This is a genomic window from Streptomyces varsoviensis (genome assembly GCF_000718635.1).
GTDB classification, from domain to species: domain Bacteria; phylum Actinomycetota; class Actinomycetes; order Streptomycetales; family Streptomycetaceae; genus Streptomyces; species Streptomyces varsoviensis.
In genome coordinates, this window is record NZ_JOBF01000001.1 from 341552 (window position 1) to 365276 (window position 23725).

A 23725-nucleotide genomic window follows, 5' to 3' on the forward strand; every position below is an offset into this window, starting at 1 on the left:
GGAGCTACTGCGGCTCCCGGGGGTCGCGGTCCAGCGGGCCGCGGCCCGAGAGGACCTCGCCGTACGCCTGCATCAGGTCCGGCAGCCGCAGTGTGGCGAGGTCGGCGCGGGTGGGGGTGGCCGGGAAGCCCGACAGCCGCAGGTCCCGGTAGGCGCAGCTCTTCTCGTACAGCGTGCGCAGGAAACGGCCGTTGCCCAGTTCGTCGATCCAGCCCTGCTCGACGACGTGGCCGCTGATGCTGCGCAGCTCCTCCAGCGCCTCGTCGTCCCAGCCGTCGCCGTTCTCGGCGGCCAGCACCTCGCCGATGCTGGTGAGTTCGAGCGGACGGTAGCTGGGGAAGTCGACGCGGGTGGTGAAGCGGGAGCCGAGGCCGGGGTTGGCGGCGAGCAGCCGGTCCATGCCCTCCGGGTAGCCGGCCAGGATGACGACCAGCCGGTCGCGGTTGTCCTCGGCGCGCTTGAGCAGCACCTGGAGCGCTTCGTCGCCGTAGGCGTCGCCCTTGCTGTAGCCGGAGTTGGAGAGGCTGTACGCCTCGTCGACGAAGAGCACCCCGCCCAGCGCCGAATCGATCAGCTCGTTGGCCTTGACGGCCGTCTGGCCCAGGAACTCGCCGACGAGGTCGGCCCGCTGCGCCTCCACCAGATGGTCGCCGCCGAGCAGCCCGAGGGCGTAGAAGACCCGGCCGAGGATGCGGGCGACGGTGGTCTTGCCGGTGCCGGAGGGGCCGGAGAAGACGAAGTGCCGTTTCGGCGGCTGTACGGGCAGGCCCTGGCCGGCCCGCAGCCGCGCCATGTGGAGCTGCGCGGAGAGCGCCCGCACCTGCCGCTTCACGGGCTCCAGGCCCACCATTCGCTCCAGCTCGCCGAGCGCCTTGGCGAGCAGCACGGGGTTGGAGGGGCCGGTGGGCAGTTCGTCGCCGCCGGGCCGGCCGGGGGGCCGGCCCTTGGACCGTATGCCGTCGGTGTCGCGCGGCGCGGTGCCGGGCTGCGCCGGGCCGGGGAGGTCGGGGTCGAGGCCGGCGAGCAGGTCGCGGCCGTCGGCCGCGCTGTCGGCTGCGGACGGCGTCTCGGGATCGGCAGCCGCGTCCTGGCCGACGCCCGCCAGCGATACGGCCGCGAGGTCCGACTCGCTGTCGAAGCCGTCCCCGTCGGCTATGGCGGCGAGCCGCGCGGCGGTGTCCATGAACGCCGTGTCGACGCGGTGCACGGCGCGGTAGAGGGGGAGGGCCGCGGCGCTGCGGCCGGTGCCCTCGTGCGCGCGGGCGAGCCAGTAGCGCAGCTCCTTGCGCTGCGGCTGCTCGCTGCGGCACCGCATCAGGGCGGCGGCCAGCAGCGGCTCGGCCTGCCCGTACATCTCCAGCCGGACCCGGGCCATGCCGCCGAACAGCCCTGCCTCGATGCCGAGGACCGGGTCGTCGAGGAGCGGTTCGGTGTGGCGTACGAGCTGGTCCCAGTCCTTGACCAGATAGGCGCGGCACGCGTGCAGGAACCGCACCTGCGCGTCGGCCTCGACGGGCGGGCAGCCGGCCAGCGCCCGGTCCAGCTCGGGGACATGGCGGCCGTCCAGCCAGTGCGAGGCGTGCGCGAGCAGCAGGTCGCGGCCGCTCTCCAGCACCGGCTGCACCCACCAGCCGAGCCAGTACCAGGAATTGAGGGAGCGTCGGTGACGGGCGCGCTGCTCGCCGAAGCGGTCGCGGTGGCGGTGCATGCGCAGCAGCGCGGTGGTGGTGTCGGCGCGCAGCGCGTGCAGGCCGAGCCAGGCGTCGGCCATCGCCGGATCGATGCGGACCGCGACCCGGAACTCCTCCTCGGCCTGCGCGTACGCGCCCATGGTGTAGGCGTCGACGGCGCGCAGCCAGGCGAGTTCGGCCGGGGCGTGTGAGCCCTGCGTGCCGAATTCCATCACGTCCCCCACAAACCGTGCCCCCGTGGCGTGCCGCCGGGCGAGTGCCTGGCCGCGCTTTCTGACCGCTGTGCCGTGGACGGGAGTTGACCATTGCGTCGGCGCCCTCGTGCGGCGACCCGCCGAGTGCGCCGTTTGGCATCGTACCTGCGGAGTTGCCGTCGACCGAAGGGTGCCGCACGGCTGTTCGCGGTGCGAAGGGGAATCCTGGCAGTGGTGACCGAGGGTAAGGGTCGAACTGCGCAAAGGCCGCAAACAGCCGCCCGAGGACAGAACGAAGCCCCCGATCACGGGGGAACAACCGGGGGCTTCGCGTCTGCCGGCGGCCCTCGCAGGCCGCACATTGAGAACGTAAGTCCTGTACGGCCCCCAGGTCAAGCGGAGTTGAGGCACCGGGCGGGGATCGTCCGAGGACGGAAAGCGGACGGATCGCACCCGGTCACGGAGAGTAAGGGTAAGGGCCGTTCAGCGCGGCCCGGCGGGCCCCGGCAGTACCTCATACCCCTGATCCCGCGAGAACACCAGGAGTTCGGCATACGGACGCGAGGGGTCCGCCGCGAAATGCGCCCGCTCCGCGCGCATCCAGCCGTCCCAGAATCCGGACAGCCCCGGGCCGTCCCGCAGTTGGCCCCGCTCCCAGGAGTCGTCGCGCGGCAGCTCCATCCACAGCAGGCACGACAGATACGGCCGCAGCGCGCGCCGCCCCGCCCCCACCCCCTCCACCAGGACGACCGGCGCGGGCCCGATCTCCTTCGTGCGGGCGAACCGCCGCGCCACCCAGTCGTACGCGCCGTACCGCGCCGTCTCGCCCCGGCCCAGCGGGTCGAGCACCTGTTCGCGCAGCCGGCCCGTCCAGGCGAACAGCTCCTCGTGCGTCGCGAGGTCGTCCAGATGCAGCACCGGCGCGCCGCCGAGCGCCGCCGACAGCCGTCCCGCGAACGTGGTCTTGCCGGAGCCCGCGTGCCCGTCCACGGCGACCAGCCGCACCGGGCCGAGGGAGGGCGGCAGCGCTTCGAGCCGCCGGACGAGCGCGTCGAGCGAGGAGGGGCCGTCGAGCGGAGCGGGGGTGCCGCCGGTGGTGGGATCTTTCACCTGGTCACCCTACGATCCGCCGCGAGAAGGGCCGCACGCCACCGGCAGTGGCATTTCCCTATATTCGTGGCGCGCCGCAGGGGGAATCACTGGTCCAGGGCGCCGAACGCGGGCGATAGTTGTGACGCGCTCCCACAGCTCCCGCCCGCAGCTCCGACTCGCACGTCCCATCCGCAGCTCCCGCCTACAGGTCCCGCCCGCAGCTCCGACTCGCACGTCCCGTCCGCAGCTCCCGCCCGCAGTTCCCGCCCCATCCGCAGACGATCTCCGCAGACGACTGGGGGACACCCGCCATGACCAGCAGACCCACTCCACGCCGCACCGTGCTCGCCGTCGCCATCGGCGTCGTCGTGGCCGCCGTCTCCTCCTCGGCGCACGCCGCGCCGCGCCGCGGCCCCCAGCGGCCGGTCGGCCCGCACGGCCCGGACGGTCCCGAGGACGGCACCCCGGACGCCCGCACGGACGCGGACGCGACGGCGAGCGCGGCCATCGACTACCACGGCTGGGCGAGCTGCCGCGACTGGCGCAGCGGCACCGCCGAGGGCACCCGCGTCGAGACCGGCGACCGGCCGGGCGTGGTCATCGACCACCCCATCGGCACCACGCTCTACACCGACCCGCACACCGGCGCCCGGACCGCCTGGGAGTACGCGGCCTGGACCACCCCGCGGTACACCCTGCCCGTACCGGCGAGCGAGGCCGTCGTCTCCTGGAACGCCCACACCCCGCCCGGCACCTGGCTCCAGATCGAGCTGCACGGCACGTACACGGACGGCACCAGCACCCCCTGGTACGTGCTGGGCCGCTGGACCTCCGGCGACGCCGAGGGGGACATCCGGCGCACCTCCGTCGACGACCAGCGCGACGGCAAGAGCGGCATCTCCACGGACACCTTCGCCATGGACGCCGCCGCCGGCCCGCTCCGCCTGGCCGGGTACGAGCTGAAGATCACCCTCTACCGCAGGCCGGGCACCGCCCTCACGCCCACCGTGTGGCGGCTCGGCGCGATGGCCTCCGACCTGCCCGGCCGCTTCACGGTGCCCGCCTCGACGCCGGACCCGGCGGGCCGGCGCGAGCTGAAGGTGCCGCGCTACTCGCAGGAGATCCACAAGGGGCAGTACCCGGAGTACGACAACGGGGGCGAGGCGTGGTGCAGCCCCACCTCCTCGCAGATGATCATCGAGTACTGGGGCCGCCGCCCCACCCCGGCGGACCTGGCCTGGGTCAACCCCGCCTACGCGGACCCCCAGGTCTGCCACGCCGCCCGCTACACGTACGACTACCAGTACCAGGGCTGCGGCAACTGGCCCTTCAACGCCGCCTACGCCGCGACCTACCGCGACCTGCGGGGCGTCGTCACCCGGCTCGGCTCCCTGAACGACGCCGAGCGGCTCATCGGCGTCGGCATCCCCCTCATCACCTCGCAGTCCTTCCTCGCCACCGAGCTGGACGGCGCGGGCTACGGCACGGCGGGCCACCTGATGACGGTCGTCGGTTTCACCGCCAAGGGCGATGTCATCGCCAACGACCCGGCGTCGCCCAGCAACGCGGCGGTCCGGCGCGTCTACAAACGCCGCCAATGGGAAAACATCTGGCTCAGAACGAAGCGCTACAACGCCTCCAACAAGGTGGTGAGCGGCACCGGCGGCATCTGCTACCTCTACTTCCCCGTCGACCTCACCGCGGACCAGCGCCGGGTCCTGGGGGAACTCGGGATTCGCTGATCCCGCTCGCCTGACTGTGTCCCTGCCTGCCTGCCTGCCGGGCGGGCAAGCAGGCGGGCGGTCGGCGGCGGCAAAGGCTCATCCGGCGCTCCCTCGCGGTCATCGTCTGTCGTACCCGATCCGAGATCGCCGGTCTGTGGCGTGCCGTATGACCGATAGTGCTCAAGTGACGCTCCGTGTGCGGCGCTTCTGGGAAGGTGCGAGGGTTCATCCTTCTGGGAAGCGGCGACTGCCAGGGAGGCGTGGAGTGCGCTCTGAGCGGGGCTGGCTGATATTGGCGGCGATGGTCGGGGCGGCCGTCGTCGCGAGCGTCCTCATCCGCCCGGCGGCCCCGCCGGCCGTGCTGCTGGTCCTCGGCCCGCTGCTCGCGTCCCACCGGCTGACCGTCCGCGCGACCGCCGGGCTCGCGGGCACGGCCGTGGCGCTCGCGGCCCTGCCGTCGGGCACGGGCGACGCCCCGTACGCGCCGTTCGCCGCGTACGGCCCCGTGGTGTCCGTCCTGTCCGTGGCCGCCGGCGGGGCGTCGGCGGTGCTGAGCGCCCGCGCCCGTACCGGCGACCGCGCGGCCCTGGAGCGGCTGACCCGCCTCGCCGAACTGGCCCAACGGGCCGTCGTCCGGCCGCTGCCGCGCGAGATCGGCGGGCTCGACCTGGCCTTGCGCACGCGCTCCGCCACCGACGGGGCCCTGCTCGGCGGCGACCTGTACGACGCGACGCTCACCGCCGCCGGGCCGCGGCTGCTCATCGGGGATGTACGGGGCCACGGCGTGGACGCGGCCCGGGTCGGCGCGGCCGTGCTGTGCGCCTTCCGGCAGACCGCCGCCGCCGAACCGGACCCGGTCGCCCTCGCCCACCTCCTCGACGACCGCATCGCCCCCGACCTGGGCGACGAGGACTTCGTGACGCTCCTGCTGGCCGACTTCGGGCCCGAGGAGGTCCGCCTGGTCAACTGCGGGCATCCGCCGCCGTTGCGCACGGGCGGCCGTATGAAGCTGCTGGAGGCGCCGAACCCGTCGCCGCCCCTGGGCCTCGCCCCGCGGCCGTCGCTGCAACGGGTCGCCCTCGGCCTCGACCAGCGGCTGCTGTTCTACACCGACGGCCTCAGCGAGGCCCGGAACGCCCGCGGGGACATGTTCCCGTTCGACCGCCGGGTCCAGGCCGCCCTCGCGGCGCCCACCGTCGAGGAGGCCGTGGCGGACCTGCTCGACCTGTTCCACCAGCACACCGCCGGCGGGGAGAGGGCCAGGGGCGGTGACGACCTCACCCTGCTCCTCGTCCAGCCCACCGTGGGCGTGCTCGGCGGTGAGCCCGGCCGGGCGCTGGACGGCGAGGACCGGCGACCGCCGCTGCGCTCCACCTGACGGGCCGGTCTCCGCGCGACGAACGGCCCCCGCCCGCCGGCCCCGCGTGGCGGCGACCCGACCGATCATCCGTGGGCAATCGCGCAACAAATATGCCCATGGACTGATCCACGGGCGATCACGCCCGCAAGGGCGGCGATAAGAACCCAAGCGATCCCTTGTGGTCAGAATCGATCCATGACGGTCCGCCGGACGGCTCATGCGGACAGCTCGCCGGCGTGGGTTCGCGTCGCACGGCGCACTGGTGCAGACTGCCGCCCTCAGCGCACGCGAGGGGGCGTGGGCCGGGCCGGGGAGGACGATCGTTGTGGCGGCGGCGAAGGGGCGGCGCGAAGAGCCGCGAGCGGAGCGGACGCCGGGGAACCTGACCGCGCCGCGCACGGCGACGGTCGACCGGCGCACGGAAGTGGCCGAGATCGAGCGCCTGCTCCAGGAACCCTCGCGCGAGGGGGCGGCCCGGCTGGTGACGCTCACCGGGGTCGGCGGGGTCGGGAAGACCCGTGTGGCGCTGAACGCCGCCGCCGCGCTCCAGCCCCGCTTCCGCGACGGGGTCTGGCTGGTGGAGCTCTCGCCGCTGCGCCGCGGCGCCCTCCTGGCGCACGTCATCGCCGAGACCCTGCTGCTGGCCGACCAGAGCACCCGCCCCATGATCGACGTACTGGCGGAGTACCTGGCCGAGCGCGAACTGCTGCTGGTGCTGGACACCTGCGAGCACCTGGCCGACGACTGCGCGCTCGTCACCGAGATCCTGCTACGGGCCGCCCCCGGACTGCGCGTCCTGGCCACCAGCCGCCGCGTCCTCGACGTGGTCGGCGAACGCGTCATCACCATCGAGCCGCTGCCCGTACCCGACGCCGACGACGCGCGGGCCGACACAGCGGACGCCGTGGCCCTGCTGACCCTGCGCGCCAGGGAGGCCGTGCCCGGCTTCACCGTCGCCGACGCCGACCGCGCGGAGCTGGTACGGCTGTGCCGACGGCTGGACGGCCTGCCCCTGGCCATCGAACTGGCCGCGGCCCGCCTGCGCGACCTGCCCGTACGGGAACTGACCGCCCGGCTGGACGACCGCTTCGCCGTCCTCGGCGACACCGACGACATCGCCGGCGACGCCGAGCCCCCCTGGCACCAGGCCCTGCGCACCGCCATCGGCTGGAGCCACCAACTGTGCACCCCCGCCGAACGGCTCCTATGGGCGCGGCTGTCGGTCTTCGCCGGCGGCTTCGACGCCGAGGCGGCCGTACGGGTCTGCGCCGACGACCACCTCCCGGCCCGGCGCATCCCCGCCGTACTGGCCACGCTGGGGGAGAAGTCCATCCTCATCTGGCAGCCCACCGGGGGCGGCGAGCGCTACCGCATGCTCGACACCATCCGCGAGTACGGGGTCCACTGGCTGCGCGGACTCGGCGAGGACGACACGCTGCGCCGTCGCCACCGCGACCACTACCTGGCCCTCGCCCGCCGGGGCGACGCCGAGTGGATCGGCCCGGAGCAGTTCGCCTGGTACGACCGGATGACCGCGGAGCACGACAACCTCCGTGCCGCGCTGGAGTACAGCCTGGCCGAATCGGAGGGCCACAGCGCGCTGGAGATGGCCGCGGCCCTGTGGTTCTTCTGGTACGGCTGCGGGTTTTTCAAGGAGGGTCGGCTCTACCTGGACCAGGCCCTGGCCGCCGACACCGCCCCCTCTCCGGCGCGCGTGAGGGCCCTGTACGTCAGCGGTCCGGTGCTGCTCTGCCTGGGCGACCTGCCCGCCCTGGAGGAACGGGCCGCCGAGTGCACCGCCCTGGCCGCTCGCTTCGGCGCCGCGGAGCGCGCCTGCGCCGCCGCCACGGAGCTGCGGGTGCGGGTGCTGCGCGGCGACACGGAGCAGGTGCTGTCCCGGGTCGAGGCCCAGCTCGCGACGGACTGGCGCGCGGAACCGCTCACGTTGGTCCCCCTGGCGGCCCTGGTCTTCGGCGCCCATACGCTCGTCGCCGCGGGCCGCTTCGAGGAAGCTGTCGCCCGGCTGGACGAGTTGAGCGCCGCCTGCGACCGGAGCGGCGAGCGCGGCATGCGCGCGTGGGGCGACTTCGTACGTTCCCAGGCCGAGCTGGCCCTGGGCCGGTTCGAGGAGGCGCGCGAGCACGCCCGGGCCGCCCTCCTGGTCAAACACCGGCTGCGGGACGGCGTGGGCACCGGGATGGCCCTGGAGGCGCTGGCCCGCGCCGACGCCGCCACGGGCCGCCACCAGGACGCCGCGTGGCTGCTGGGTCTGGCCGCGCGGCTCTGGGGGACGCTGGGCCGGCCGCAGGCGGGCATCCCCCAGATGGTGGCCGCGCATCACGCCTGCGCGTGCCGTACGCGGGAAGCCCTCGGGGAGGACGCCTATCGGCGCGCCTTCGGACTCGGCCACGCCACCAACCTGAACACCGGCATCGCCCAAGTCCTCGACCCCGCCTCCGCACCGCCGCGCTGACAGTCCGCCGACCGCCGGCTCGGGCCGATCACCGGTTGCTGGTTGCTGGTTGCTGGTTGCCGGTTCGGGGCGTGCGCCGGGGGCGCGTGTTCGAACGGAATGTGCTGTGCGGCACCCTCCGCGCGGCGTGCGCTACGGGGCCGGAGACCGTACGATTGACGGGCTCACGCCGTGTCACATGCGCCCCGCCATGGCCGAATGCGGACCGTTCTTTTCCGCTTCGGGGTTCCATTCGAACGGACGATCAGTAGCCTCGGCTCAACACACCCGCGATGAGCTGGAGCGACTGACTGATGGAGCGTCCCACCTGGGCCCCCCAGGGAATCGACCTGTCTGTGCCGAGCGTGTCCCGGATCTACGACTACTACCTGGGCGGCTCGCACAACTTCGAGGCCGATCGCGAGACCGGCCGCAGGGCGATCGCGGCATTTCCCGGGCTGCCGAAGCTCATGCAGGTCAATCGCGCCTTCATGCGGCGCACCGTGCGCTACGCCGTCAGCGAGGGTGTGAACCAGTTCCTGGACATCGGCTCCGGCATCCCCACCTTCGGCAACGTCCACGAGATAGCCCAAGCGGCGGACCCCGCCGCCCGGGTGGTCTACGTCGACCACGACCCGGTCGCCGTCGCCCACAGCCGGGCCGTGCTCGACGGCGATGACCAGTCCGCCATCGTCGCCGCCGACCTCCGCGCACCCCGGGAGATCCTCGGCAGCGCCGAGGTCGGCCGGCTGCTCGACCTCGACCGTCCGGTCGCGCTCCTGCTCGTGGCCGTGCTCCACTTCGTGGAGGACCAGGACGACCCCTGGAAGGCGCTCGCCGTGCTGCGCGACGCGCTCGCCCCGGGCAGCCTGCTGGTCCTGACGCACGCCTCCACGGAGGGCGGCCCGCGGAAACCGGAGGACGGTGAGGGAGTGCAAGGTGTCTACCGCGAGGTGGGCTCGCCGCTGCTGATGCGCTCGCGCGAGGAAGTGATCCGGTTCTTCGACGGGTTCGAACTCGTCGACCCCGGACTGGTCTCCATGCCGCACTGGCGGCCGGACGCGGCCGACACGCCCGAGGACGCCGACGAGGACCCCGTGGTCTTCAGCGGATTCGCCGGCGTGGGGCGCAAGCAGTGACCGTCGCGAGGGGCGGCAGACACATGCCACGGGACGCCGCCGACGAGGACCGGCTCCAGCGGTTCGCCGCCATCTGGAGCCGCGCCGTCTACCCGGCCACCACCACCTCCATGACGCGCGCCGAGTTCGAGGACTACCTCGTCCCGCTCGCGGCCCGGCTCAGCGAGGCCCTGCGCGCCCAGCCCTTCGACGCCGGGCCCGCCGCCGACATCGGCGCCGCGCTCGTCGACGCCCACTGCACCGACCCCGAGGCGCTGCCCCTGATCCTCAGCGTCATCGACGCCTACCTGGTGCTCTACTGCCCGCCCGGCGACGGACTGTCCGCCGAGGAGAGCCGATCCCGCTGCACCCGCCTCCAGCACCACGTCGCCGCCGGCTTCGCCCGCGCCCTGCGCGAGCGCACCCGCAGCGAGCAGGAGGCCATCACCCGGGCGGCGCTGGGCGCGCGGGCCGAGGTCGAACAGGCGCTGCACGCCAGCGAGGCCCGGTTTCGCGCGGTGTTCGAAGGCGCCGCCGTCGGCATCGGGATCGCCGACATCGACGGCCAGGTCCTGGAGGTCAACGACGCGCTGACCCGGATGTTCGGCGGCATGGAACACCTCGCCAGCGGCAGCCGGACCACCGACTGGGGACACCCCGAGGACTCGCCCGAGGTCTGGGGCCTGTACCGCGAACTGGTTCGCGGCGAGCGCGACCACTACAGCATCGAGAAGCCGTACGCCCGCGGCGACGGCAGCGTCCTGTGGACCACCCTCACGGTCTCCCTGCTGCGCGACGCCGACGGCACGCCCAAATACCAGATCGCCCTCATGGAGGACATCACCGAACGGCGGCGGCTGCACGAACGGCTGCGCTACGAGGCCCGCCACGACGCCCTCACCGGCCTGCCCAACCGCACCATGTTCTTCGAACACCTCGACCGCGCCCTCGCCGGCGGCCCCGACGGCGCCGGCGGCGACCGGGTCGGCCTGTGCTACCTGGACATCGACGGCTTCAAGGCCGTCAACGACAGCCTCGGCCACGCCGTCGGCGACGAACTGCTCGTCGCCGTCGCGGAACGGCTGCGGGCCTGCGCCACCGCCCCCGGCGAACTCGTGGCGCGCCTCGGCGGCGACGAGTTCGTCGGCCTGGTCACCGGCGCGACCGCGAGCGCCGACGTCACCGCCCTCGCCCGCCGGATGCTGCGCGCCCTCGCCGACCCCGTACACCTCGAAGGGCGCGAACTGTCCGTACGGGCCAGCATCGGCGTCGTCGGCGGCAAGACCGGCACGGCCGGCTCGCGGGGCGCGGCCGAGGTGCTGCGCAGCGCCGACATCACCATGTACCGCGCCAAGGCCGCGGGCGGAAACCGCTACGAACTCGCCGACGCCGCCTGCGACGCCCGCGCCATCGCCCGTCACTCCCTCACCAACTGCCTGCCCGCGGCCCTGGACAACGGCGAGTTCTTCATCGAGTACCAGCCGCTGGTACGGCTCGGCGACGGCGTCGTCCGCGGCGCGGAGGCGCTCGTACGGTGGCTGCACCCGGTGCACGGGGTCCTCGGCCCCGACCAGTTCATCCCGCTCGCCGAGTCCACCGGGCTGATCGTGCCGCTCGGCCGCTGGGTCCTCCAGGAGGCCGCCCGGCAGGCCCGCGCCTGGAAGCACGCCGAGGGGGCCGGGCCGGACGCCGGGCCGCTGCGCGTCAACGTCAACCTCTCACCCGCCCAGCTCTGCTACCCGGGCCTGGTCACCGAGACGGTGGAGGTGCTCGCCGACGCGGGCCTCGACCCCGCCGCCCTGTGCCTGGAAGTCACCGAGAACGCCCTGATCGGCGCGGACGAGGACGCCCTGCGGCCGCTGCGGCAACTCGCCGACCTCGGCGTGGACATCGCCCTCGACGACTTCGGAACGGGCTACTCCAACCTCTCCTACCTGCGCAGGCTCCCCGTCTCCACGCTCAAGCTGGACCGCTCCTTCACCCGCGGCATGCAGTGCTCGCCCGCCGACCCCGTCGACGTGAAGATCGTCGAGGGGATCGTCTCCCTCGCCCACACCCTCGACCTCTCGGTCACGGTCGAGGGCGTCGAGACCGGGAGCCAGGCCGAGTGCCTGCGCGTGCTGGGCTGCGACACGGCCCAGGGCTGGTACTACGCCCGCCCCGGCCCGCCGGAGCGCCTGCACACGCTCTCGCTCGTGGACGCGGCGTCCTGACGGCGGCCCGGGCGCGGGCGGTGGCGCGTCCCCTCCGGGGGCCCGCATACGGGCCTGTGTAAGGGGCGATGTCATAGGAGGTACGGGGCTTACGGGCCCACCGGCGGGTCGCGCGGGTCGTCGAGCTGTGCGCGCTCCTCGTCGGTGAGCAGCCGCGAACGGATCAGGAAGCGCACCCCTTCGGGAGCCTCCAGCGAGAAGCCGCCGCCGCGCCCCGGCACCACATCCACGGTCAGGTGGGTGTGGTGCCAGCGCTCGAACTGGTCGGCCGACATCCAGAAGCCGACCGGCTCGGCCACCCCGTCGACGTCCAGCGAGCCGAGCAGCACGTCGGAGGCGCCCGTACGGAACTCGCCGGCCGGAAAGCACATGGGCGAACTGCCGTCGCAGCAGCCGCCGGACTGATGGAACATCAGCGGGCCGTGTGTACCGCGCAGTCGCCGCAGCAACCGCGCGGCGGCCGGGGTCAGCGCGATACGGGACGCGAGGGTCATGGAGATCTCCTCCGGGGCTTCGCCGGAACCGGTTCCTTACCAGGAGAGCAGGCGGCCCGTTGCAAGGACGTTGCGAACGAGCGCTGCCACCGCGAGCGGCGCCCGGGGCCCCAGCCGAGACGAGACCGGCGGCCCCGACGGCGTGCCCCTGCCCGGCGGTGGTCACCGGACAGGGGCATGGGCTCACCGGCCCCGCTGCATGCGGAGCAGGGCGGCCACCAGCTCGTCCACCTCCTGGGAGGTGTTGTAGAGCGCGAACGACGCCCGGGCCGCGCTCTCCAGCCCGTAGTGGCGCAGGGTCGGCTGCGCGCAGTGGTGACCGGCCCGTACGGCGATCCCGTCCCGGTCCAGGCAGTCGGCGACGGCCGCCGGGTCCTGGCCCGCGAGCGTGAACGTCAGCACGGCGATCCGGTCCGCCGCGGCGCCCAGGACCTCCAGGCCCGGCACCGTGGCCAGGGCCTGCTGGGCGTAGCCCGTCAGCGCCGTCTCGTACGCGGCGACGGCGTCCCGGTCGAAGGAGGTCAGCCACTGCAGGGCGGACAGCAGCCCGACGACCCCGCCGATGTCGCCCGTCCCCGCCTCCATGCGGTGCGGGACCGCCGCGAACGTCGTCTCGCCGAAGTCGACCGACTCGATCATGTTGCCGCCGCCCTGCCACACCGGCATGGCCGCCAGCACCTCCGGCTTCGCGTACAGGGCGCCGACGCCCGTCGGGGCGAACAGCTTGTGCCCCGAGAACGCGTAGAAGTCCGCGTCCAACGCCTGGACGTCCACGGGCAGATGGGCGACCGCCTGCGCTCCGTCCACCAGCACCTTGGCCCCGTACCGGTGCGCCAGCGCCGTCATCTGGGCCACCGGCGGCACGGTCCCCAGCACGTTCGAGGCGTGGCTGAGCGCGACGAGCTGGGTCCGCGACGACAGCAGATCGGCGTACGCGTCCTGGTCGATCTCCCCCTCCGGGGTGAGCGGCACCGGCACCACCCGGGCATGCCGCTCCTTCGCGATCAACTGCCAGGGAACGATGTTGGAATGGTGCTCCAGCACCGGCACCAGGATGTCGTCCCCGGGGCCGAGATTGGCCCGTCCCCAGCTCTGCGCGACGAGGTTGATCGCCTCCGTGGTGCCGCGGGTGAAGACGATGTCCTCGGGCGCCCCCGCCCCCAGGAAGTCGGCGACCGCCGCGCGGCCCGCCTCGTACGCCTCCGTCGCCTCACGGGCCATCGTGTGCGCGCCCCGGTGGATGTTGGAGTTGGCGGCGCCGTAGAACGAGGCGAGCGCCTCGATCACCTGGCGGGGCTTCTGCGTGGTGGCACCGTTGTCCAGCCAGACGAGGGGGCGCCCGTTCACCATCCGGTGCAGGATCGGGATGTCCTGCCGGGCGGCTTCGGGGGCGAAGCCCCCACGCCGCGCCGCCGTCGCACCGGGAACGCCGGGGACGCCGGCGGGGATGTCGGCCGCACCGGGAAGGTCGGCGCCGCCGGGAACGTTGGCCGCGCCGGCCGTCGGTGAAGTCGGATAGCGGGGCATGCCGGTCCGTGCGCCGAGGCCCTGCGCCGTACCGAGGAGCGCCCCTTCCAGGCTCTCGCTCCCGGGGACTCCCGCCGTGGCGTCAGGAGTAGTCATGGTAGTTCGACACCTCGACGTTCTGGAGCACGGCGGTGGCGTCCTCCACCAGGACCGCGGTGTTGAAGTACGCCGTCATCAGATGCGAGGTGATGCCCTTCTGGTCGGTGCCCATGTTGCGCATGGACAGCCCCGGTTCGACCTCGTCCGGGACGCCGGCCGGGCGCAGGCCCACCACGCCCTGCTCGGCCTCGCCCACCCGCATCAGCAGGATCTCGGTGGTGCCGGCGCACTCCGATCCAGCGAAGCGCACCTTGTCGGACGGCAGCAGCGGAACGCCGCGCCAGGTCAGCAGCGGACTGCCGAACCGGCTGTCGGTGACCGGGGGCACACCCCGGCGGGTACATTCGCGGCCGAACGCCGCGATGGCCTTGGGGTGGGCGACGAAGTAGCCCGGCTGCTTCCAGACCTTGGCGAGCAGGTCGTCCAGATCGTCGGGGGTCGGTGACCCCGTGCGCGTCTGTACGCGCTGGCCCGGCGAGACATTGTTGAACAACCCGAACTCGGGGTGGTTCAGGAGCATCGACTCCTGACGCTCGCGGAGCGCCTGGATCGTGAGGTTGGCCTGTGAACGGGTCTGGTCCATCGGCTCGTTGTAGAGGTCGGCGACCCGGCTGTGCACGCGCAGCACGGTCTGCGCGAGGCTCATGTGGTACTCGCGCGGCGAGTCCTCGTAGTCGACGTACGTGCCCGGCAGCAGCGGCTCCCCGACGTGCCCGGCGGTGAGGTCCACCGGCACCTCGGCCCCCGGCTCGGGCATCTCCCCGGCCACGTACGCGTCGATCGCGGTCCGTACGCCCTCGTCGCGCTCGGCCAGCGAGGCCAGCGCGCTGTGGTCGGCACAGAGCGCCACCCCGGCGGTCAGCGCCCGCACCCGGTAGGGCATGGGACAGGAGCGGGCCCACGCGTCGAGGTCGAAGAACTGGCCGTCGCAGACCACTTCGAGCAGCGCGTCCTGCCCGTACCGCCCCGTCACCCGCTTCTCGGCGCGGCCCCGTACGAGCACCCACAGCCGGTCCGCGGAGTCGCCCTCCTGCGCCAGCAACTGCCCGGCCTCGAAGTTGACTTCGGTGAACGCCCCGGCCAGATCGTTGAGCAATCCCTGGTCGGCGTCGCGCAGATACGGGATCTCCCGCAGGTCCTCGGCGACGATGTGGTGCGCGTCGTTCTCGGTGTAGCTGCTGATCCGGTCGTCGCCGACGACGAACGTGCGACGGCGGTTGACGCGGTAGACGCCGGCCTCGACGTCGACCCAGGGGAGCGCGCGCAGCAGATACCGCGGGCTGATCGCCCGCATCTGCGGAGTGGTCTTGGTGGCGGTGGCCAACTGCCGTGCGGCATCGGGACTGAGGCTCAACCGGTCGTTCATGGACAACCCCCTCGAAGGCCGGTGCGCGATCCGGACGCCAGGCCAAAAACCGCGCACGGAATGATGCCCGATGCTCTTCTCGTCACCTCGTGTCCACAAGACGCCGTTTTGCTGCTACAGGCTTGAAATATGCGGGCCGGTGCTTGTGCAAATCCGTGCAGAGATGAACGATTCATGGGCAAAAGGTTCCACGACCACGTACGCGGCTCCGCGGTCCCGCGACCCGCCCGGGCGGGGACGCGCGGACCGGGTACCGCGACCGCCCGCATATGCGTCCAGAATCGGCCCGTGGCGAAACCGGCGCCCGCGCCGGGCCCCGGCCCCGACGGCCGCCGGGCGGAGGGACGGGCCCCGCAGGGAGACCAGGGCTCAGGCGTCGCGCGGCTCGACGTGGAAGCCGAACGCGGCGGTCCCCACGTCGATCGTCGTCACCCCGCCGTCCACGGCGAGCGCGGCCCCGTTGACATAGGAAGCGGCGGGCGAGAGCAGCCAGGCGATCGCCTCGGCGACCTCCCGCGGCTCCCCGGGGCGGCGCGCGGGCGTGAGCCGGGTCGCCGCCTCGTACCCCGCCTCGGCGCCGCCGTCCCCCAACCCCGCCTCGGCGGCGAATCGGGCCATGCGGCGGTCGGCCATATCGGTACGGATCCAGCTCGGGCACACCGTGTTGGCGCGCAGCCCCTGGGGCCCGTAATCGGCGGTGAGCGAGCGGCAGAGCTGGAGGAGGGCGGCCTTGGACGTGGCGTACGCCGCGTTGCCCACGCCGTTGCGCAGGGCGGCCACCGAGGCCACCGCGACGACGGAGCCGCGCGCCTGGAGCAGGTGCGGCAGCGCGGCCTGGATCAGCAGGAAGGGACCGGTCACATTGGTGCGCATGACGGTCTCCCAGTCCTCGGCGGAGACGTCGCCCACGGCTCCGGGGCGCGAGATACCCGCGTTGAGCACCAGGCCGTCGAGCCGCCCGTAGGCGTTCAGGGCCGCGTCGACGAGCCCCTGGACCGCGTCCTGGTCGCCCGCGTCGGCGGGGTGCGCGAGGGCGCCGGTCTCCTCGGCGAGCCGGTGCAGGGGCTCGGGCCGCCGTCCGGAGATGACCGCCTGGTGCCCGGCGGCGTGCAGCAGCCGTACGGTGGCGGCGCCGATGCCTGTTCCCCCGCCGGTGACGATGACAACTCGCCGATCGCTCATGGGTGTTCACCCTCCGAATGTGATCGCTTGCAGGCGGTTGCGAGCCTACGCCCGTGCTGGTCGTGGGGCGAGAGCGCCTGCTGGTGCGCGATGTGCCAACGTGTGCCAACGAGAGAAGCGCTCCGCGCCCGTGCCCGGCGGCGGTGGGACATGTCAAGATCCCTCGCATGGCGACACTGAGCGAGCTCCTCCCCGTCGAGGCCGTCCGGCTGGACGCTCCGGCGGCGGACTGGCGGGAAGCGGTCCGGGCCGCGGGCGACCTGCTGGTCGCCACGGGCGCCTGCACCGCCGACTACACGGCGGAAATGATCCGGAACGTGGCCGAGAACGGGCCGTACATCGTGCTCGCGCCAGGCTTCGCGTTCGCTCACGCCCGGCCGTCGCCCGCCGTGCTGAGGACCGGTATGTCCTGGGTGCGGCTCCGGCGGCCCGTGGCGTTCGGACACGAGACGAACGATCCGGTGACCCTGATCGCCGGGCTCGCCGCGCGGGACACGAGCGCGCACACGGCCGCCATGGCCGAACTGGCGCGGCTGCTGGCGGACCCCGGCACCGAACGGGCGCTGCGGGCAGCCCGTACGCCCCAGGCGACGCACGCCGTGCTGACCGGGCGCGCGGCCCCGGAGCCAGAGCCGACCCCGGAGCCAGAGCCGGCCCCGGACCCGGGCGCGGCCGGACCGGAACCGCTGCCGCGGGCGGCGGGCCCCGCCGTGCACAAGATCCTGACCGTGTGCGGCAACGGCCTGGGCACCAGCCTGTTCCTGAAGAACACGCTGGAACAGGTCCTCGACCGCTGGGGCTGGTCCCGGTACGTCACGGTCGAGGCCACCGACACCGTCTCGGCCAAGGGCAAGGCGGCCGAGGCCGTCGCCATCCTCACCTCACGGGAGATCGCGCGGACGCTCGGCGACGTGGGCGTGCCGGTGAAGGTCGTCGAGGACTTCACCAGCGCGGCCGAGACCGACGCCGTGCTCAGAGACACCTATGACGTATGACATCTGAGACGTCAGGAACGGTTTCGGGAGCGGGACGAAAGGCAGCACGGACATGGACTGGCTCGTAGCGCTCGCGAAGTTCCTCGTGAACGAGATCCTCAGCCAACCCGCCTACCTCATCGGCCTCATCACGGCCGCCGGTCTGCTCGCCCTGCGAAAACCCGCCGGCCAGGTCGTCGCCGGAGCGATCAAGTCGACGCTGGGCTTCCTGCTGATCGGCGCGGGCGCGGGGCTCGTGGTCAAATCCCTGGGGCCGCTGGGCGAGATGATCCAAGGAGCGACCGGCGCACACGGCGTGATCCCGACCAACGAGGCCATCGTCGGCATCGCCCAGGGGCGGTACGGCGCGCGCGTCGCCTGGCTGATGATCCTCGGGTTCGGGGTCAGTCTGCTGCTGGCCCGGTTCACGCCGCTGCGCTATGTCTTCCTGACCGGTCACCACATGCTGTTCATGGCCACCTTGCTGACCATGGTGCTGGCCACGGCCGGGCTGCCGTCGGCCGCCGTGGTGATCGTCGGCGGGGTGCTGCTGGGCATCATGCTCGTCTCTATGCCGGCCTTCGCGCACCCCTGGACGCGTCGCATCACGGGCAACGACTCCGTCGCCATGGGCCACTTCGGCACCGCCGGATACGTCGCGGCGGGCGCGGCCGGACAACTGGTCGGCAGGCGCAGCCGCGGCACCGAGGACATGAAGCTGCCGGAGGGGCTGCGCTTCCTGCGCGACTCGATGGTCGCCACCGCGCTGTCCATGGTGCTGATCTACGTCCTGATGGCCGTCGGCTACCTCGCCAAGGCCGGCCGGGCCCCGGCGTTCAAGGCGTTCGCCGCCGAGGGCGGCACGGCGGCGCACGGCGTCGGCGACTACCTCATGCAAGCCGTCATGCAGGGGCTCCAGTTCGGCATCGCCGTCGCTGTGATCCTCTTCGGCGTCCGGACGATCCTCGGCGAACTCGTCCCCGCCTTCCAGGGCATCGCCCGCAAGGCCGTACCGGGCGCGGTGCCCGCACTGGACGCGCCGATCGTCTTCCCCTACGCCCAGAACGCCGTGCTCGTCGGCTTCGTCGCCAGCTTCGTCGGCGGACTCGTCGGCCTCGGCCTGCTGTCCGCGCTCCTCGGCCCCGCCTTCGGCCTCTCCCTCGTGCTGCCCGGCCTCGTACCGCACTTCTTCACCGGCGGCGCGGCGGGCGTCTACGGCAACGCGACCGGCGGCAGGCGCGGCGCGGCGGTCGGCGCGTTCCTCAACGGACTGCTGATCACCTTCCTGCCCGCCCTGCTCCTGGAGGTACTCGGCGCCTTCGGCAAGGAGAACACCACGTTCGGGGACGCCGACTTCGGCTGGTTCGGCTCCCTCACCGGCAACGCCGCCAAGGCGGGCGGGGCCGGGGGAGTCCTCCTCCTGCTGCTGATCGGCGCCCTCGTCCTGGGCGGCGCGGTACTGGTGCAGAAGCGCGTCGTCGAACGCGGCTGGTCCCCGGGCGCCCGCCGCGACGCCGACTCCCCGCAGGGCGGCCCGCCGTCGGAGGACGCGTCGCCCGACGACGCGTCGCCTGACGATACGGCCGGGGCCGCGGGCCCTACCCGGTCGTACGGGCGCATCGCGCCCCCACCCGGCGCCCCGACCCCACCCCCGCCGCCTCCGTCCCCGTCGCGTGAGGCGTGAGCCGCGAGAAGCGGCCGACGGCTGAGGTCGCGACTGCCCGTACTGGGACGTGCCCGTGCGAGAACGTGCCCCTACGAGCGAGCTTCCGTACGAGCACGCTTCCGTACGGGCGCGAAGCCTCCGCTACCGGCCCGGCCTGCCCCACATCCGGGACACCTTCGCCCGCCCGGCGACGACGGGGGAGGAGACAGCCGACGGGTCGGCTACAGGGGCGGCGGCCGACGGCGTGGAGGGGAGCGGCGCCGCCCCCAGGCGCAGCCGCCGGGAACAGCCGCTCTGCTGGACGACCGACAGTCCGGCGACCACCGCGCCCAGCACCAGCCACCCGGCCGGGCCAGCCGCCATCACCACCCCGGTCAGCAGCGGCGGGCCGGCGGACTTCTGGATGGACTGGGACATCCCGGCCACCCCCAGATACGCCGCGCGGGCCTCCGGCGGGGCGAGCAGCACCGCCAGCTCCCATGAACTCACCGAACGCATCAACTCGGCCAGCGTGGCGAACAACGCCCCCACCAGCAGCGCGGCCCCGGCCACCCAGGCGCCGCCCCGCGTGGCCGCCGCCACGACCGCGCAGCACACGAACATCAGCACCCCGTACAGCAGCACCGCCCGCGTGGCCCGGCGCGGCCCCTCGGCCCGCCTCGACACGCTGAGCTGCAACACCACGACCAGCACCGTATTGATGATCAGGAAGGCCGGAACGAGGGCGTGCGGCGCCGACGTCCGGTCGACCAGCCACAGCGGCAGCCCGACGCTCAGGACCGAGTCGTCGAGGTTCATCCCGATGTCCAGCAGCACGAACCGCAGATAGCCGCGGTCCCGCCACGGGCTCGCCGCCCGCCCGCCCGCCGGGTCCGCCGGGCCGTTCCCCCTCGCTGTCCCGTCCCCCGCACCCTTCCCCGCCCCTGGCCTGTGGCCGTCCCCGCTCCTCGTCTCGCCGCCGGTCGCGGCCTCCGGCTCCGGCCGCGCGGTCGCGGGCGCGCCGTCGGCCGCCGCCGTGGCGTGGGACCGCGCCACCTCGACGCCGGCCGCCCTCGGTTCCCGGGCGCGCCACACCAGGGCCGCGGCGGCGACGAACGAGAGCGCGTCGCCCAGGATCAGCACCCGGTAGGCACCGCCCGTCCCCACGGCCAGGCCGATGGCGGCGAGCCCCGCGCCCACCGCGTACCCCGCGTTGGCCGAGCTGCGCGACAGCGCCTGATAGGCCACGCGCCGCTCGCCCGCCGCCCGGGTGGCGAACAGCATCTCCAGCATCTTCGCCGCCCGGTCGCCCAGGTAGGTGACGGCGACGACCGGCAGCAGCGCCGCGAACTCCGTGCACACCAGCATCAGGCTGAGCGTCACCAGACGGAGCAGATGCGCGCCGATCAACAGCGGGCGCACCGGGAAGCGGCCCGCCAGCCACCCGGCCAGCGGGGAACCGGCGATGCCCGCCACCCCGGCCGTGCCCAGCAGCACCCCGATCTGCTGGGCGCTCAGGTGGGTGACGAAGGTGAAGTACAGCACCGAGGACGAGGCCCACAGCCCCGACCCGGTCCGGTCGAGGGCCAGGGCGAGCAGCATGATCCGTGCGTCTCGGCCGCCCGGCGGATTGCGTAGCTGGGCGATCAGGCCCTGTCCGTCCTTCCGACCCCGCCCGCCCGGTGTGCCGCCGCGCCGCATCGCCCGCCCCCTCGGATATATCTCGACGTCAAGAGATCAATAGGCCGAGGGGTAGCCTGCCGGGGGTTAATCTCGATGTCAAGATACTTGATGTCGATAGACCTGTCGGTCCCCTTTCCTCTGTGTTCGGCTGGTCGCGAGGTCTCCTCGGCTGGTCACGGGGCCGACGTAGCGCCGGCCCCGTGACCGGCATCAGGATCGTAGAGTGTGAACCGGCGGGCTAGCGCGGGTTCAGCAGCTCAGGTTGCCGCCCGTGGACGTGCCCAATATCTGCGTGAACCGACGGAAGGTGTCGATCCGGCTCTGCACCTGCTGCGGGTTCCGCCCGTAGCACTCCACCTCTCCGTTGATGCTGCGGATGGTCTCGCCGAAGCCGCGGTCGTTGACGATCGCGTCGTGCGGTGTCATCGTGCCGGGGCCACGCTGGGTGTTCCAGTACCACAGCCCCGTCTTCCAGGCCACGGCCGGGTCGGTCTGCACGAGGTTCGGGTTGTGCAGCAGGTCGATGCCGAGCGCGTCGCCCGCCGCCTTGTAGTTGAAGTTCCAGCTCAACTGGATCGGGCCGCGGCCGTAGTAGGCGGCCTGCCCGGCCGGGCAGCCGTACGGCCTGTTGTAGTCGCAGTAGTGCGGGTAGTTGCTGGTGTCCTGCTCCACGATGTGGACCAGGCCGCCCGTCTCGTGGCTGACATTGGCGAGGAAGGCGGCGGCCTCCCGCTTCTTGATGGTGTCGCTGCCCGTCTTCGAGAAGCCGGGGTAGGCGCTCAGGGCGTTGACCAGCCCCTGGTACGTGTAGAACCGGTTCCTGTTCGGGAACATCTGGTTGAACTGCGCCTCGCTCACAATGAAGTTCGAGGGCGCGGTCGGGCCGCAGTTGTAGGGCTCCCAGAACCAGGTGCTGATGACCGGGTCGTAGCCCGGGTTGTCGTGCGTGGCGCGGTAGAAGTTGCCATTGGTGTACTTCACGATGTCGCCGGTCACATACGACTTCCCGGCGGTCCAAGTGGTGTAGTTACAACTCGCGACAGTGGTGGGCGAAGAGGCTGCCTCCGAGGCGGTGGGGGCCGCGATCGCGGACGGCGCCGCGACGGCGAGAGTGGCGGTGAACGCGACGGCGGAGAGAATTGCTGCCATGCGCTGTCTCAGCAACACGTGATCACTCCTCAGTGCGGCACGAGCCGCATGTGATCGGCGTCGGACGACCCGACGCGCGAGCCTGCACCCCGCGGTCGCGTCCGGGGAACCGGACGCGACCGCAGGGATGAGGTACTCAACCGTTGCGGTCTGGACCAGTCAAGACCGCAGATCGACTACATGCCTCCCGATCGGTGCAAACGGGACGTCAACTTCTACCGCCGCTCGACGAAAGAGCCGTCCGAACAGTCGGCGGGAACCGATGCCTCCTCACTCCCGCACAGTGATGGCACCCGCCGGGCAGACCCCCGCGGCCAGCCGCACCGACGCCCGCCGCCCCGGCGGCGGCTCGGCGTCCAGAACCAGCACCCGGCCGTCCTCGGCATCCTGATCGAAGACCTCGGGAACGCCGAGTACGCACATCCCCGCGCCCACGCAGCGCTCACGGTCGACGCTGAGCTCCATCGGCCTCCCCCTCGTCCCAGGTGACGGGGGCCCAGGTGACGGGCAGGCGCTCCACGCCGTAGATGTTCGTGGCGGCGCGCATCGGCACGTCCTCCGGTGCCACGGCGAGCCGCAGCGACGGAAAGCGCGCCAGGAGGGCCGGTATGGCCACCCGCATCTCCACCCGCGCCAGTTGCTGCCCCAGGCACTGGTGGATGCCGTGACCGAAACCCAGATGCCCCGTGGCCTTCCGGCGCAGATCCAGCGTGTCGGGGTCCGGGAACCGCGACGGGTCGCGGTTGGCGGCCTGGAGCGAGAGCGTGACGCACTCACCGGCCCGTATCAACTGGCCGTCCAGCTCGACGTCCTCCAGCGCCGCCCGTACCCCCGGGTCCGCGATGGTCAGATAGCGCATCAGCTCCTCCACGGCCTGGTCCGCGAGGTCCGGATCGGCGCGCAGGGCGGCGAGCTGATCCGGGTTGCTGAGGAGGGCGAACGTCCCGTGCGCGATCATGTTCGCCGTGGTGTCCAGACCCGCGACCAGCAGCAGACTGCCTATGCCGGTCAGTTCCTCATCCGTGAGATCGGCGGCCGTCAGGTCGCTGAGCAGGTCGTCGGTGGGCTCCGTGTGCTTGGCCAGCACCAGGTTCCGCAGATACTCGTGGAGCGCCGTCAGAGCCGTATCCCGCTCCTGTTCATCGGCGCTCTGGGTGAGCAGCGTCGCCGCGTGGTCCTGGAAGAGCTCCCGGTCGGCGTAGGGCACCCCCAGCAACTCGCAGATCATCAGCGCGGGAACGGGCCGCGCGTACGCCTCCACCAGATCGGCCGTCGGCCCTTCGCGCTCCATCGCGTCGAGGTGCTCGGTGGTGATCTGCTCGACCCGCTCCGTGAGCGCCCGCATGCGCCGCACGGTGAAACTCCCTATCAGCAGCCGCCGATAACGGGTGTGCTCCGGCGCGTCGATCCCCGTGAGGTCGCCGACCATCGCCGGCGGCAGTTCACCGAGATCCATGATCGGGGAGTGCAGAAGCTCCTGGCGCGAGCTGAAGCGCCGGTCCGCCAGTATCTCCCGGACCACGGAATGACCGGTCGCCAGCCACCCCATGTGCCCGTCCGGATAGCGCAGCCGGGTCAACGGCCGCTCCTCCCGCAACCGTGCCAGCTCGGCCGGCGGGTCGAACGGGCAGCCTTCCGTACGGTTCACCGGCAGCGTGACCGGCTCAGGGTGTGGCGGTGGTGTGTGGTGGTGCATGGGTCCTCCGATGCAGAGAGCAGAGTGACGTGCCATGTGCGGTGCGAAGCGCGGCTCGGTCCGTGA

17 protein-coding genes are annotated in these 23725 nt (G+C 72.8%); 7 read left to right on the forward strand and 10 right to left on the reverse strand.

The window, feature by feature from the left end:
• Nucleotides 1-4: 4 nt before the first annotated feature.
• Nucleotides 5-1903 carry an AAA family ATPase gene (locus tag IF55_RS01535; RefSeq protein WP_030881573.1) on the reverse strand — a complete coding sequence of 633 codons (1899 nt, stop codon included), beginning with the start codon at nt 1901-1903 and terminating at the stop codon, nt 5-7.
• A 465-nt stretch (nt 1904-2368) separates the two neighbouring features.
• Nucleotides 2369-2995 carry a uridine kinase family protein gene (locus IF55_RS01540; protein ID WP_037964342.1) on the reverse strand — a complete coding sequence of 209 codons (627 nt, stop codon included), beginning with the start codon at nt 2993-2995 and terminating at the stop codon, nt 2369-2371.
• Nucleotides 2996-3288: 293 nt separating this feature from the next.
• On the opposite strand from IF55_RS01540, the gene IF55_RS01545 reads away from it, so the two are divergent.
• The 5 genes from IF55_RS01545 (at nt 3289) to IF55_RS01565 (ending at nt 11844) form a co-directional block, all read left to right on the forward strand.
• A complete protein-coding gene (locus IF55_RS01545) occupies nt 3289-4719 on the forward strand; it encodes a peptidase C39 family protein (protein ID WP_030881577.1) in 1431 nt (476 codons plus the stop codon).
• A 247-nt stretch (nt 4720-4966) separates the two neighbouring features.
• Entirely contained in the window at nt 4967-6079 is a 1113-nt protein-coding gene (locus tag IF55_RS01550) for a PP2C family protein-serine/threonine phosphatase (protein WP_157854339.1), read from the forward strand.
• A 244-nt stretch (nt 6080-6323) separates the two neighbouring features.
• Entirely contained in the window at nt 6324-8534 is a 2211-nt protein-coding gene (locus IF55_RS01555; RefSeq protein WP_157857222.1) for an ATP-binding protein, read from the forward strand.
• A gap of 293 nt (nt 8535-8827) precedes the next feature.
• Nucleotides 8828-9652 carry an SAM-dependent methyltransferase gene (locus IF55_RS01560; protein ID WP_030881585.1) on the forward strand — a complete coding sequence of 275 codons (825 nt, stop codon included), beginning with the start codon at nt 8828-8830 and terminating at the stop codon, nt 9650-9652.
• A gap of 23 nt (nt 9653-9675) precedes the next feature.
• Nucleotides 9676-11844 carry a putative bifunctional diguanylate cyclase/phosphodiesterase gene (locus tag IF55_RS01565; RefSeq protein WP_030881588.1) on the forward strand — a complete coding sequence of 723 codons (2169 nt, stop codon included), beginning with the start codon at nt 9676-9678 and terminating at the stop codon, nt 11842-11844.
• Between the two features lie 89 nt (nt 11845-11933).
• Here IF55_RS01565 and IF55_RS01570 read toward each other — a convergent pair whose 3' ends face one another.
• The 4 genes from IF55_RS01570 to IF55_RS01585 all read right to left on the reverse strand — a co-directional run bounded on the left by IF55_RS01570 (nt 11934) and on the right by IF55_RS01585 (nt 16512).
• Nucleotides 11934-12338: a DUF779 domain-containing protein gene (locus tag IF55_RS01570; protein WP_030881590.1), complete on the reverse strand. Its 405-nt coding sequence runs from the start codon at nt 12336-12338 to the stop codon at nt 11934-11936.
• A gap of 183 nt (nt 12339-12521) precedes the next feature.
• Nucleotides 12522-13961, reverse strand: coding sequence for a cysteine desulfurase (locus IF55_RS01575; protein ID WP_037964345.1), 1440 nt, complete (start codon nt 13959-13961; stop codon nt 12522-12524).
• Entirely contained in the window at nt 13948-15330 is a 1383-nt protein-coding gene (locus IF55_RS01580) for a family 2B encapsulin nanocompartment shell protein (RefSeq protein ID WP_030881596.1), read from the reverse strand. The genes IF55_RS01575 and IF55_RS01580 overlap by 14 nt, the downstream gene beginning before the upstream one ends.
• Nucleotides 15331-15699: 369 nt before the next feature.
• Nucleotides 15700-16512, reverse strand: a complete 813-nt coding sequence (locus IF55_RS01585) for an SDR family NAD(P)-dependent oxidoreductase (RefSeq protein ID WP_030881598.1) — start codon at nt 16510-16512, stop codon at nt 15700-15702.
• 167 nt (nt 16513-16679) lie between these two features.
• On the opposite strand from IF55_RS01585, the gene IF55_RS01590 reads away from it, so the two are divergent.
• Together IF55_RS01590 and IF55_RS01595 are read left to right on the forward strand one after the other, a co-directional pair.
• Nucleotides 16680-17507, forward strand: a complete 828-nt coding sequence (locus tag IF55_RS01590; RefSeq protein WP_030881601.1) for a PTS sugar transporter subunit IIAB — start codon at nt 16680-16682, stop codon at nt 17505-17507.
• A gap of 52 nt (nt 17508-17559) precedes the next feature.
• A complete protein-coding gene (locus IF55_RS01595) occupies nt 17560-19170 on the forward strand; it encodes a PTS ascorbate transporter subunit IIC (RefSeq protein WP_030881604.1) in 1611 nt (536 codons plus the stop codon).
• 123 nt (nt 19171-19293) lie between these two features.
• Here IF55_RS01595 and IF55_RS36630 read toward each other — a convergent pair whose 3' ends face one another.
• The 4 genes from IF55_RS36630 to IF55_RS01615 form a co-directional block, all read right to left on the reverse strand.
• Complete coding sequence (locus IF55_RS36630; RefSeq protein WP_078643355.1) at nt 19294-20733, reverse strand: MFS transporter; 1440 nt, start codon at nt 20731-20733, stop codon at nt 19294-19296.
• Nucleotides 20734-21063: 330 nt separating this feature from the next.
• The gene (locus tag IF55_RS01605) at nt 21064-21963 is read right to left on the reverse strand and encodes a glycoside hydrolase family 19 protein (protein WP_398244085.1); all 900 of its coding nucleotides are present in this window, start codon (nt 21961-21963) and stop codon (nt 21064-21066) included.
• A gap of 270 nt (nt 21964-22233) precedes the next feature.
• Complete coding sequence (locus tag IF55_RS01610) at nt 22234-22428, reverse strand: ferredoxin (protein ID WP_030881611.1); 195 nt, start codon at nt 22426-22428, stop codon at nt 22234-22236.
• Nucleotides 22406-23659 (reverse strand): cytochrome P450, encoded by a 1254-nt coding sequence (locus tag IF55_RS01615; RefSeq protein ID WP_030881615.1) that lies wholly within the window; start codon nt 23657-23659, stop codon nt 22406-22408. Before IF55_RS01615 ends, IF55_RS01610 begins: the two co-directional genes overlap by 23 nt.
• Nucleotides 23660-23725 lie beyond the last annotated feature (66 nt).

Bases quoted from the DNA above. Each gene is read 5' to 3' on its own strand.
- IF55_RS01595 (WP_030881604.1), top strand. From the start codon at position 17,560: ATGGACTGGCTCGTAGCGCTCGCGAAGTTCCTCGTGAACGAGATCCTC.
- IF55_RS01575 (WP_037964345.1), bottom strand. From the start codon at position 13,961: ATGACTACTCCTGACGCCACGGCGGGAGTCCCCGGGAGCGAGAGCCTG.
- IF55_RS01615 (WP_030881615.1), bottom strand. From the start codon at position 23,659: ATGCACCACCACACACCACCGCCACACCCTGAGCCGGTCACGCTGCCG.
- IF55_RS01585 (WP_030881598.1), bottom strand. From the start codon at position 16,512: ATGAGCGATCGGCGAGTTGTCATCGTCACCGGCGGGGGAACAGGCATC.
- IF55_RS36630 (WP_078643355.1), bottom strand. From the start codon at position 20,733: ATGCTGCTCGCCCTGGCCCTCGACCGGACCGGGTCGGGGCTGTGGGCC.
- IF55_RS01610 (WP_030881611.1), bottom strand. From the start codon at position 22,428: ATGGAGCTCAGCGTCGACCGTGAGCGCTGCGTGGGCGCGGGGATGTGC.
- IF55_RS01590 (WP_030881601.1), top strand. From the start codon at position 16,680: ATGGCGACACTGAGCGAGCTCCTCCCCGTCGAGGCCGTCCGGCTGGAC.
- IF55_RS01605 (WP_398244085.1), bottom strand. From the start codon at position 21,963: ATGGCAGCAATTCTCTCCGCCGTCGCGTTCACCGCCACTCTCGCCGTC.
- IF55_RS01570 (WP_030881590.1), bottom strand. From the start codon at position 12,338: ATGACCCTCGCGTCCCGTATCGCGCTGACCCCGGCCGCCGCGCGGTTG.
- IF55_RS01535 (WP_030881573.1), bottom strand. From the start codon at position 1,903: ATGGAATTCGGCACGCAGGGCTCACACGCCCCGGCCGAACTCGCCTGG.
- IF55_RS01580 (WP_030881596.1), bottom strand. From the start codon at position 15,330: ATGAACGACCGGTTGAGCCTCAGTCCCGATGCCGCACGGCAGTTGGCC.
- IF55_RS01565 (WP_030881588.1), top strand. From the start codon at position 9,676: ATGCCACGGGACGCCGCCGACGAGGACCGGCTCCAGCGGTTCGCCGCC.
- IF55_RS01545 (WP_030881577.1), top strand. From the start codon at position 3,289: ATGACCAGCAGACCCACTCCACGCCGCACCGTGCTCGCCGTCGCCATC.
- IF55_RS01560 (WP_030881585.1), top strand. From the start codon at position 8,828: ATGGAGCGTCCCACCTGGGCCCCCCAGGGAATCGACCTGTCTGTGCCG.